This is a genomic window from Microbispora sp. ZYX-F-249 (assembly GCF_039649665.1).
Classification (GTDB): domain Bacteria; phylum Actinomycetota; class Actinomycetes; order Streptosporangiales; family Streptosporangiaceae; genus Microbispora; species Microbispora maris.
In genome coordinates, this window is sequence record NZ_JBDJAW010000014.1 from 187,503 (window position 1) to 198,594 (window position 11,092).

The 11,092-nt window shown below is 73.2% G+C and carries 9 protein-coding genes; 4 read left to right on the top strand and 5 right to left on the bottom strand.

Annotated elements, in window-relative coordinates:
- The first annotated feature begins 66 nt into the window (after window positions 1-66).
- Window positions 67-750 carry a rhomboid family intramembrane serine protease gene (locus tag AAH991_RS19015; protein ID WP_346227188.1) on the top strand — a complete coding sequence of 228 codons (684 nt, stop codon included), beginning with the start codon at window positions 67-69 and terminating at the stop codon, window positions 748-750.
- A 206-nt stretch (window positions 751-956) separates the two neighbouring features.
- On the top strand, window positions 957-1,598 hold the full coding sequence (locus AAH991_RS19020) for a M15 family metallopeptidase (RefSeq protein WP_346227189.1): 642 nt from the start codon (window positions 957-959) through the stop codon (window positions 1,596-1,598).
- A 69-nt stretch (window positions 1,599-1,667) separates the two neighbouring features.
- Here AAH991_RS19020 and AAH991_RS19025 read toward each other — a convergent pair whose 3' ends face one another.
- Window positions 1,668-2,816, bottom strand: a complete 1,149-nt coding sequence (locus tag AAH991_RS19025; protein WP_346227190.1) for a sensor histidine kinase — start codon at window positions 2,814-2,816, stop codon at window positions 1,668-1,670.
- A 138-nt stretch (window positions 2,817-2,954) separates the two neighbouring features.
- Here AAH991_RS19025 and AAH991_RS19030 point away from each other — a divergent pair, with 138 nt between their 5' ends.
- Window positions 2,955-5,444: a DEAD/DEAH box helicase gene (locus tag AAH991_RS19030; RefSeq protein WP_346227202.1), complete on the top strand. Its 2,490-nt coding sequence runs from the start codon at window positions 2,955-2,957 to the stop codon at window positions 5,442-5,444.
- 19 nt (window positions 5,445-5,463) lie between these two features.
- Here the strand turns inward: AAH991_RS19030 and AAH991_RS19035 are convergent, their stop codons facing one another.
- From AAH991_RS19035 to ccmA, 4 genes are all read right to left on the bottom strand, one after another.
- A complete protein-coding gene (locus AAH991_RS19035; RefSeq protein WP_346227191.1) occupies window positions 5,464-6,420 on the bottom strand; it encodes a TAXI family TRAP transporter solute-binding subunit in 957 nt (318 codons plus the stop codon).
- The gene (locus AAH991_RS19040; protein WP_346227192.1) at window positions 6,417-8,360 is read right to left on the bottom strand and encodes a TRAP transporter permease; all 1,944 of its coding nucleotides are present in this window, start codon (window positions 8,358-8,360) and stop codon (window positions 6,417-6,419) included. The genes AAH991_RS19035 and AAH991_RS19040 overlap by 4 nt, the downstream gene beginning before the upstream one ends.
- Window positions 8,361-8,516: 156 nt before the next feature.
- Entirely contained in the window at window positions 8,517-10,049 is a 1,533-nt protein-coding gene (locus AAH991_RS19045; RefSeq protein WP_346227193.1) for a DUF6297 family protein, read from the bottom strand.
- Entirely contained in the window at window positions 10,046-10,672 is a 627-nt protein-coding gene (gene ccmA / locus AAH991_RS19050) for a heme ABC exporter ATP-binding protein CcmA (RefSeq protein ID WP_346227194.1), read from the bottom strand. The genes AAH991_RS19045 and ccmA overlap by 4 nt, the downstream gene beginning before the upstream one ends.
- A 113-nt stretch (window positions 10,673-10,785) precedes the next feature.
- On the opposite strand from ccmA, the gene AAH991_RS19055 reads away from it, so the two are divergent.
- Complete coding sequence (locus tag AAH991_RS19055) at window positions 10,786-11,073, top strand: hypothetical protein (protein ID WP_346227195.1); 288 nt, start codon at window positions 10,786-10,788, stop codon at window positions 11,071-11,073.
- Window positions 11,074-11,092: the final 19 nt, after the last annotated feature.

Genomic DNA, 11,092 nt, shown 5'->3' on the forward strand with positions numbered 1-11,092 from the left:
CCGGGTGATCCTCAGGAGCCGCGCCCTCTCCGGCAACCGCGTGGCCTTCAGGCACAGGGAGGTCCCGTGAGCGACGGCCGCACCGCCGAAATCATGATCGCCGAGGCCCGCAAGGCCTTCTGGGTCATGGTCGGCTTCCTGGGGTTGATCTGGGTCGTGCAGGTGGCCAACTGGGCCGCGGACTACTCGCTCAGCTACAGCTACGGCATCAGGCCCTGGGACCTCGAGCGGCTCCCCGGGGTCGTCTCCGCGCCGCTCCTGCACTGGAGCTGGGCCCACATCGAGGGCAACTCCGGTCCGCTGTTCATCTTCGGGTTCCTCGCGGCCTACCGGGGTGTGCGGCGCTTCCTCGGCGTGACCGGGCTGATCGCCGTCGCCAGCGGGCTCGGCTCGTGGTTCACCGCCGACTCCTCCACGGTCGGCGCGGGCGCGAGCGGGCTGGTGTTCGGCTACTTCGGGTACGTCCTCGTGCGCGGAGCCTTCGACCGGCACCTGATCGACATCGTCATCGGCCTGGTCATGGGCCTGTGTTTCGCCTACCAGTTCGCCGGGCTGCTGCCGGCCGAGGGCATCGGCTGGCAGGCCCACGTGTTCGGTTTCGCGGGCGGCATCCTCGGCGGCTACCTGTTCCGCGACCGGCGGGCCAAAGGCACGACCAAGGGCACGACCGGGGGCACGACCCCCGGCGGGGCCGCCCCGCCCGATTCGCGGTCGGCCCTGCTCAAGGAGATCGAAGACCTCGGCCTCTGATCCCCGCGAAGCCGCCGACGCCGTCGTGAGGATCTCACGGGCACGGCGCCCACCCCGTTCGCCCGCGGGGAGCACGCGGAGGCGACGCCACGAATCGGCGCGTGTCGCCGGCATATCGAAAACCTCATACGGGCCGGCAACCGCTCGCTGCCTTGACTGGCCGCATGGCGCAAACCTCACCATCGGCACGGACGAGGACCCGCCGGATGCGCCGGCTCCTGGTCACCGGCCTGATTGTCGTCACAGCCGTCATCGCTGTCTTCGTCCACCGGTCGCAGCGTTCCTCGTCGTTCCCGTCGGAATCCCCCGTGAAGCACTCCCCGGTCCCGCCGCTCGCAACGGCCTCCCCGGCAGCACCATCGGGTGCTGGTCACAGTGAGCACCGTGATGCGCCCGGCGAAGCCGGCGGTGCCGTCCCGGACGGCGTGACGGTCTTCGACGACGAGGTCCCGGGCGTGGCCAACCTCGATCGAGGTCTGCTCAGGGCCCTCCGCCAGGCGGCGACGGACGCCGCGGACGACGGAATCGAGTTCTACGTCAACAGCGGCTGGCGCTCTCCGGAGTACCAGGACCGGCTTCTCCGCGAGGCCATCTCCACGTACGGGTCCGAAGACGAGGCCAGGCGATGGGTGGCCACCCCGGCGACGTCCTCTCACGTGACGGGGGACGCGGTCGACGTCGGGCACTCCGATGCGACGGCGTGGCTGTCCGAACATGGTGCGGAGTACGGCTTGTGCCAGATCTACAGAAACGAACCCTGGCACTACGAACTCCGCGTCGAAGCGATCGATCGTGGTTGTCCGCGCATGTATGCCGATCCCACCCAGGACCCGAGGATGCGGGGGTGACCGCCGCCTCCCGGTCCTGCCCCCGGACGCGCGGCCCGGCGCCCACGGCGCCGCCGCCGGGCGGCGGGATCAGGGCTCGCCGTGATCCGGCGGGTGGAAGGGGATGCGGGCGGTGAGCGCGAACCCGCCCTCCGCGGTCGGCCCGTACGTGAGCCGCCCGCCCACGAGCGTGACGCGCTCGCGAAGGCCGGGCAGCCCGTAGCCGCCCCCCGCGTCCGCGGGCACCCGGACCGGCACGGCACGGCTCTTGCCGCTGTTGACCACGGACACGTTCAGCACGTCGCCGTGGGCCTCGCAGACCACCTGCACGTCGGTCCCGGGCGCGTGTTTGCGCACGTTGTTGAGGCCCTCCTGGACGACGCGATAACAGGCGTGACCGGCCTGCCGCGGCAGCGTCTCCTCCGGCACGTCGTAGTGCAGGGCGACGCGCAGGCCGGTCGCCCTGCTCTCCTCGACCAGGCGCGGTATCCCCTCGACGCTCTCGGCCGAGGGCGGCAGGTCCTTGCGCCGCAGCGCCGTGAGCAGCTCGCGCAGCTCGGTCAGCGCCCGCACGCCCTTGTCCTCGATGTTCCTGGCCAGCTTGCGGATCTCGTCGAGCTCGTCGGTGTCCTGGATGAGACCGGCGTTGAGGACCATCACGGTGACCGCGTGCGTCACCGTGTCGTGCAGTTCACCCGCGATGCGGCGGCGTTCCTGGGCGGCGGCGCGCTCCTCCCGCGCCCGCACGCCCGCCCGCAGCTCCCGGATCATCGAGCGGTAGCGCCACACCCAGGTGCCCACCAGCGCGGGCAGGAAGACCAGCGTGATCGCCCGCACCGTCACGGCGACGGGCAGCTTGTCGGTGTAGGGGCTCGTGTAGTCGGCCAGCGCGTGGACCCCCGCCAGCACGGCGGTCACCCACGGCCAGGATCGCACCGTGTTCCGCGAGGTCATCGAGTACGCCGCCAGCATCAGCGGCATCGTCTGGCCCGTGAGCAGGGCGCAGGCGACGGTGGCCGCGACCACGGGCCAGGCCACACTGCGCCGCACCAGCATCGACGCGGCCGCCGCGCCCCCCACGGCGATCTGCGCCCACCACGGCACGGCGAGGAACGGCAGGGCCGGGAAGGAGCGGCCGAACACGACCGCCGGAACCGCGAAGGCGAGGACGGCGACGGCGAGCAGCACGTCGGCCGCCGCCTCCCGGCGCGCGGCGAGCCCGGCCCACTTCTCCCCCATACCGCTAGTTTGTGGGTTTGACCTGCGGCTTCGCGCAGCGCCACACCCCTTTGACGTAGCTGTGCCACACCTTGCCGTACGACGGGGCGGTCGAAACAGTCATGCGTCTTGGGCAGGATAAGAGGCGTGAGCGAAAGCATGAGCCTCCTCCGCCGTCTTCCGTCCGGCTCCGACCCCGACGCGCTGTTCGACGCGTTCGTGTCATGGAACGCCGATCGGGGGCTCACGCTCTACCCGGCGCAGGAGGAGGCGCTGATCGAGGTCGTCTCCGGCAACAACGTGATCGTGTCCACGCCGACGGGCTCGGGCAAGAGCCTCGTCGCGGCCGGGGCGCACTTCGCGGCGCTGGCCCGGGACGAGATCAGCTTCTACACCGCGCCGATCAAGGCGCTGGTGTCGGAGAAGTTCTTCGACCTGTGCGCGTTGTTCGGCACCGAGAACGTCGGCATGATGACCGGCGACGCCACCGTGAACGCCGACGCGCCCGTCATCTGCTGCACCGCCGAGATCCTCGCCCAGATCGCGCTGCGCGACGGCGCCGACGCCGACGTCGGCACCGTGATCATGGACGAGTTCCACTTCTACGCCGAGCCCGACCGCGGCTGGGCCTGGCAGGTGCCGCTGCTGGAGCTGCCGCAGGCGCAGTTCGTGCTGATGTCGGCCACGCTCGGCGACGTCGAGCGCTTCCAGACCGACCTCACCCGCCGCACCGGCCGCCCCACCAGCGTCGTCAAGCACGCCGAGCGGCCGGTGCCGCTGATCTACTCCTACCGGACCACTCCCCTGCACGAGACGCTGGAGGAGCTGCTGTCGACCCAGCAGGCCCCGGTCTACGTCGTGCACTTCACCCAGGCCGCGGCGATGGAGCGCGCCCAGGCCCTGATGAGCATCAACATGTGCACCAAGGCCGAGAAGGAGGCCATCGCCGCCCTCATCGGCAACTTCCGCTTCACCACCCGCTTCGGCCGGGCCCTGTCCCGGCTCGTGCGGCACGGCATCGGCGTGCACCACGCCGGCATGCTGCCGAAGTATCGCCGCCTGGTGGAACGGCTGGCCCAGGCGGGCCTGCTGAAGGTGATCTGCGGCACCGACACGCTCGGCGTGGGGGTGAACGTCCCGATCCGCACCGTGCTGTTCACCGCGCTGTCGAAGTTCGACGGCACCAAGGTGCGGCGGCTGCGGGCGCGGGAGTTCCACCAGATCGCCGGGCGGGCCGGCCGGGCCGGCTTCGACACGGTCGGGTACGTCGTCTGCCAGGCGCCCGACCACGTCATCGAGAACGAGAGGGCGCTGGCGAAGATCGGCGACGACCCCAAGCGGCGCCGCGGCTACGCGCGCAAGAAGCCCCCGGAGGGGTTCGTCGGCTGGAGCGAGGACACCTTCGAGAAGCTCCAGACGGCCGAGCCCGAGCCGCTGACCTCCCGCTTCAAGGTCAGCAACGCCATGCTGCTGTCGATCATCAACCGGCCCGGCGACTGCTTCCAGGCGATGAAGCGACTGCTCACCGACAACCACGAGGACCGCAAGGCGCAGCGCCGCCACATCAGCCACGCCATCGCGATCTACCGCTCGCTGCTGGCCGGCGGCATCGTGGAGAAGCTCGCCGAGCCCGACGAGCACGGCCGGATGGCCCGGCTCACCGTCGACCTGCAGGAGGACTTCGCGCTCAACCAGGCGCTGTCCACCTTCGCGCTGGCGTCCTTCGAGCTGCTCGACCGCGAGTCCCCGACGTACGCGCTGGACCTGGTCTCGATCGTCGAGTCCACGCTGGACGACCCCCGCCAGATCCTGCACGCCCAGCTCAACAAGGCCAGGGCCGAGGCGGTCGCGCAGATGAAGGCCGACGGCATCGAGTACGAGGAGCGGATGGAGCGCCTCGCCGAGATCACCCACCCGATGCCGCTGGCCGACCTGCTCTTCGGCGCGTACGAGACCTATCGGCGCGGGCACCCGTGGGTCGGCGACCACGTCGTCAGCCCCAAGGCCATCGTGCGCGACATGTACGAGCGGGCCATGACCTTCACCGAGTACATCCAGTTCTACGAGCTGGCCCGCTCGGAGGGCACGGTGCTGCGCTACCTGGCCGACGCCTACCGCACGCTGTCGAAGACGGTGCCCGAGCACCTGAAGACCGACGACCTGGTGGACCTCATCGAATGGCTCGGCGAGCTGGTGCGCCAGGTCGACTCCAGCCTCATCGACGAGTGGGAGAAGCTGGCCAACCCCGCCGAGGCGCTGGAGGCCGGCGAGGAGCTGGAGACCAGGGCCCGTCCGGTCACCGCCAACGCGCGCGCCTTCCGGGTGCTGGTCCGCAACGCGATGTTCCGCATGGTGGAACTCGTCGCGCTGGACCGGGAGGAGGAGCTGGCCGAGCTCTACCCGGACGTCGACTGGGCCGCGGCCATGGACGCCTACTACGAGGAGCACGACGAGGTCCTCACCGGCCCGGCCGCCCGCGGTCCCGCCCTCCTGCTCATCGAGGAGGAGAAGGAGCTGTGGCGGGTGCGTCAGATCATCGACGACCCGGCCGGCGACCACGACTGGGGCATCAGCGCGGAGGTCGACCTGGCCGCCTCCGACGAGGAGGGCACCGCCGTCCTCCACGTCACCGGCCTCACCCGGCTCTGAAGGGGCCTTGCGACGGCTCTCAGCCGTAGAACCTCCTCGCGCCCTCGTGGAGCGGCACGGGGTCGGTCCTGGGCGCGTCGGCGAGGGTGATCTCCTTGGCCGACACGTGCACCTTCTCCAGGTCGGCCTTGTGGTCGAAGAGCAGCCGGGTGAGCTCCTCCGCGAGCTTGGCGTCCATCGCCGCGTTCACCACGAGCAGGTTCGGCACGACGATGGCCGGCACGTCGGACGGCGTGCCGTACGCGCCCTTGGGGATCGTGCCCGCGGCGTAGACGGGGCCGTGGGCGGCGCGCACGGCGGGCAGCACGTCGTCCAACGGCACGAACGCCACCTCGTCCCGCATGCTCGTCACCAGGTCGGTGATGCCCGAGGTGGGCAGGCCGCCCGACCACACCAGCGCGTCGAGGGTGCCGTCCTTGAGTCCCTGCACGGTCTCGGGCAGCGACAGCGCCTGGCGTTCGACGTCCTTGTCCGGGTCGAGCCCGGCGGCGGCGAGCAGCCGCAGCGCGATCACCTCCGTCCCCGAGTTCGGCGATCCCGTGGACACGCGCTTGCCGCGCAGGCCGGCGACGGACGTGATCCCGGCGTCGGTCCGCGCGATCACGTGGGTGTAGTTGCCGTAGAGCCGGGCGAGCGCGCGGATCGGCTGCGGCGCGGTGAAGGCGCCGGTGCCCCTCACCGCGTCGGCGGCCGTGTCCGCGAGTGTGAAGGCGATGTCCGACTGTCCCCTGACCACGCGCTGGATGTTCTCCACGGAGGCGCCGGTGGCCTCCGCGGTCGCCCGGTGGCCCGGCAGGTGCTTGTCGATCAGCTCGGCGAACCCGCCGCCCAGCACGTAGTAGACGCCGGTGGTGTTGCCGGTGGCGATCGACAGGCGGGTGCCGTCGCCCTCCCGCTCGGCCGACCGGTCGCCCCCGCAACCGCCGGCCAGCAGTGCCGCGGTGACGGCCAGCGCCGTCACGAGCTTGAACCTCACAGTCGCGCCTCCCTGTGTCTGCGGACGAGGTGAACGGCGAGCGCCAGGACTGCGGCGCCCAGCCCGGCCAGCACGGGCCCGGGCGCAAGGACGAGCAGCAGGACCGCGGCGAGCGCGCACAGGCCCCGCTCGACCGGTCCGGCGGGGCCGGCGATCCAGCCGCCGGTCGTCACCGCGAGAGCGGCCACCGCGAGCGCCGACACGGCCGCGGCGAGCAGGACCTCGCCGATCGGGCCCTGCGCCAGCAGGGCCGCGCCCGGCGGCGTGAGCACGAACGCGAACGGCACCAGGAACGCCGGGAGCGTGTACTTCCAGGTGGCCCACATCGTTCGGTGCGCGTTGCCGCCCGTGATCGCCGAGGCGGCGAAGGCCGACAGCGCCGTCGGCGGGCTCACCTCGGACAGCACGGCGTAGTAGAAGATGAACATGTAGGCCTCGGCCGGCGTCACGCCGAGGTTCAGCAGGGCGGGGCCGATGATCACGGCGGCGATGACGAAGGACGCCGTGACCGGCACGGCCAGCCCGAGCAGCAGCACGGCCAGCGCGCAGGCGACGGCGGTGACCGCGAGGTTCCCCCCGGACAGGCCGACGATCAGCGAGCCGGCCTTGAGCCCGAGCCCGGTGAGCGTGACCACGCCGACGATCGTCCCCGCCGCCGCGCAGGTGACCGCGACCGGCAGCACCCCGGTCGCGCCCGCCGCCAGGGCCCGTACGGCGCGGCGCGGCGTGAGCCGGTTCTCGCCGCCGGGGGTGCGATCCAGGAACGACAGCGCGAAGGCCAGCAGCGTGGCGTACACGACCGCCCGGAACGGCGACTGGCCGAGGGCCATCAAGGCGATGATCACGAACAGCGAGCTGAAGTGGTAGCCGAAGCGCCTGATCAGCGGCCAGGGCCTGGCCGCGTCCACCGGCACCGCGTGCGTGCCGTACCTGCGGGCGTCCATCTCGATGGCGAGGAAGACGCCCAGGTAGTACAGGACCGTAGGGATCGTCGCGTAGACGAGCACGGTGAGGTAGCTCACCCGCAGGTACTCGGCGATGATGAACGCCGCCGCGCCCAGCGTCGGGGGCGACAGGATCGCGCCGATGCCCGCCGCGGCCAGCACTCCCCCGGCCTGCTCGCGCGGATAGCCGGCCCGGCGCAGGATCGGCCAGGCCACGCTGCCCACGCTCACCGTGGTGGCCACGCCGGAGCCGCTCACCGTGCCGAGCAGGAAGCCCGCGAGCGTGACGGTGCGCCCCGGCGCGGAGCGCGAACGGCGGAACGCCGCGAAGGAGACGTCCACGAAGAACCGTCCCGCCCCCGAGTGGTCGAGCACCGCGCCGTAGATCGTGAACAGGATGATGTAGGTCGCGGCGACGTCGAGGGGCACGCCGTAGACGCCCTCCGTGCCCATCGTGAACGCCGCCACGATCCGGTCCAGGTCGTAGCCCCGATGGCCCAGCGCCCAGTCCGCGGGCAGGTAGCCGCCGTAGTAGGCGTACGCCGCGAAGACCGCGCACACCACGGGCAGGATCCAGCCCACGGTCCGCCGGCACGCCTCCAGGAGCAGCAACGTGAGCAGCGCTCCCGCCGCCACGTCGAGCGGCGTCGGCGCGTACGCCCGGCGGATGAGGTCGTCGAAGACCACGAGCGGATACGCGCAGACCGCGAGGGACAGCCCCGCGAGCACCCAGTCGAGCACGCCGGGCCTGTCCCGGCCCCCGCGCCGCGCCTTGTAGCAGACGAACGCCAGCGGCAGCACCACGGCGAGGAACGCCATCCGGTACGGCAGGACTGGCCCCGGCCGGAAGGTCTGGTACAGCGCGTAGAGCGACAGGGCGAGCGCGACGATCGTGACCAGTGCCGCCGGGCGGCCCGGAAGGCGCCGTGCGGGACGCTCCGCGTCGAACTCGGCGACGAGGTCCTCCGCCGACGTCTCGTGCCGGGTCTCGGTCACGCGTCTCCCCTGGGTGCGGCAAGCCCTTGACCGCAAGGTACGCCGAGATCTGACTCCGCGCAGTCACAATTCGGATCACAGTCCGGTCACGGACGGTAGCACCGCTCTCACCCACGCCCGCCGGTCGATGCGGAGGGCGAGTGCCGGAGACGGCGGCTATGCGCCGGTTCTGCGGGCGGACCGCAGGATGTAGGCGGCGAGCACCGCGGCCCCGGCGACGGCCTGCGCCGCGACGTACGGCACGACGTCGGCGGGCCGCGTGACCAGCGCGGCGAGCGCGGGCAGGGACCCGAGCAGCGCGACGTCCGGCCCCGTAGCCGCCCAGATGAGCGGACCGGTCGGCACCGCGCCGCCGGGGGTGTCGATGACCGGCATGGAGTGGTCGACGGGCCGCCGCCGGGCCATCCGCAGCGCCCCCGCCGCCAGCGCGGGCGCGGCCGCCGGGCCGAGCGTCCACCAGGCCCCGGCCGGCAGCGCGCCCGCGGCCTGGAGACCCGCCAGCGCGAGCGCCGACCAGACCGCGGCCAGCAGCGCGGGCAGCACCGCCCGGGCGGTCGTCGCGGCCCTGGCGTCCACGGCCAGCATCCGGGCGAGGGCGGGGTCGCCACCGTCGCGCCGGACCCCTCCGGTGCACATCGCGGCGGCGGTCAGCGCCCCGCCCAGCAGCACCCCGCACAGCAGCACCCCGGCGGCGGGCGCCGAGCCGCCGGCGGCGTTCGCGCAGACGGCGGGCAGCGCCGCCGCGCAGAGCAGCGCCGCCAGGCGGCCCGGCCGCCTGCCCACCCGCAGCCACTCCTGCCATGCCAGCGCGGACGCCGGGCCGAGCCGTGACACCAGGCGGGGCCAGGGGCGGGAGCGCAGCGCCCGGCCGCGCCAGTGGACGTCCTCCGCGACCCAGGTGAGCATCCCGGGGTCCAGCGTCGTCGCGGCCGAGGTCACCCGCGCCGTACGGGTCGAGGACGCCAGGATCGTGCGGGCGGGGATGCGGCCGAGCGCCGCCCAGGCCCGTCGTACCAGGAAGGCGGCCACCATGGAGGCCACGCCCGCGACCGCCGCGCCCAGGGACGCGGGCGCCCCGGCGACGGCGGCGAGGATCCGCCGGCCGGGGCCCGCGCCGGACACGGCCGCGAGCACGGCCACGGAGAACATTCCGGCGATCAGGAACTGCAGCCGGGTGTCCGCCGCCGGGGACTGCTGGCCGAGCACGGCCGCGGCCATGCCGCCCACGCCCGCGGCGACGCCGAGCACCAGCGCCGCCGCGAGGCGCGCGCCGAGATCGCCGGGTGCCCCGAACACCGACAGCGCCGCGAGCCCGAGCGCCGCCCCGGTGAGCGCCGCCGCCGACAGCAGGAGCAGCGCCGTACGGCTCAGCACGGCCCGGCGGGGCAGCGGCGAGGTCACCAGCCATGCGGCGTCGGCGGCGGGCAGCACGACGGGGCCGAGCGCCCGCGCGAGGGCGAGGAGACCCGCGTAGGCCGCCGCGACCAGCGCGACCCCGGCGCCGATGCGCGCCGGGTCGGCGTGCCGGGCCAGCCCGGCGAGGGCCTCGGCGACCGGACGGCCGAGCACCGCGGCGGCGACGAGCAGGCCGAAAACGCTGGTGTACCGGTCCGACCAGGTCGCCGGCCGCCCGCGGTGGGCGCGCAGGTAGGCGAAGGCGGGATGCGCCCGTGCGGTCGCCGGGATCACGACGCCGCTCGCAGCGTGATCACGCGGGCTCCCGTGTCCTGCGCGAGCGGCGCGTCGTGGGTGGCCATCACGACCGTGCCTCCTTCGGCGGCGTAGCCGCGCAGGATCACCGCGAGCCGCCGTCTGAAGCCGGCGTCCAGGCCGCGCTCCGGCTCGTCGAGCAGGAGCAGGCGGCTCGGCCGGAGCAGCGCCATCGCCAGCGACAGCCGCTGCCGCTGGCCGGTGGACAGCGACAACGGGGCGAGGTCGGCCCTGGCGGTCAGCTCGAAGGTCTCCAGCGCCTCGTCCACCGTCAGGCGGGCGTCCTGGTGCACGGCCTCCATCAGTTCGAGGTGTTCGCGTACGCTCAGGCCCGGATACCAGGCGGGCTCGTCGCCGGCCTGCACGACGTGCCGCCAGAAGTCCGGCAGGTCCGCCGGCGGCCCGCCGAGGACGTCGATCTCGCCGCGCGGCGAGGAGTGCAGACCGGCCAGGCAGCGCAGCAGCGTGGACTTCCCGACGCCGTTCTCCCCCATGACGGCGACGATCTCACCCGGAGCCGCGGTGAGGTCGACGCCGCGCAGCACGGGCACTCCGCCCAGGTCCAGCCCCACCCCGCGGGCCGTGATGATCGCGTTCGCCATGCCCAGAGCCTACGTGCCCGTGCCGCGCCCCCGCCTGCCCCGTTTCCGGGCAGCCCGCCTCCGCGTGCGAGCGCATAGCGTTGATCTTCCGGAGGATCCGTGGAGGTCGGACAGTGCGCGTGTTACTGAGAGTTCCCGCAGTCATCCTCGGCGCCTTCGCGGCGTTCACGGCGGCCTCGGGGCTGCTGTATCCGTTCCTGCGGCCCGACATCTATCCCACGCTCGGGCATCCGTTCACCTCCGACCCGCTGCTCACCGGGTCGTGGGGCGGGACCACCCTGGCGGGCGCCTGGGCGGTCCATGCGGTGGTCGCGCTCGCGTTCGTGCTGCCGGTCCTCCTGCTCGCGCGCTGGTTGTGGCGGACGGGGGCGCGCCGCACGCCCGCCTCAGGCCGAGGCTGACGCGCCTGCGCCGGGCGCG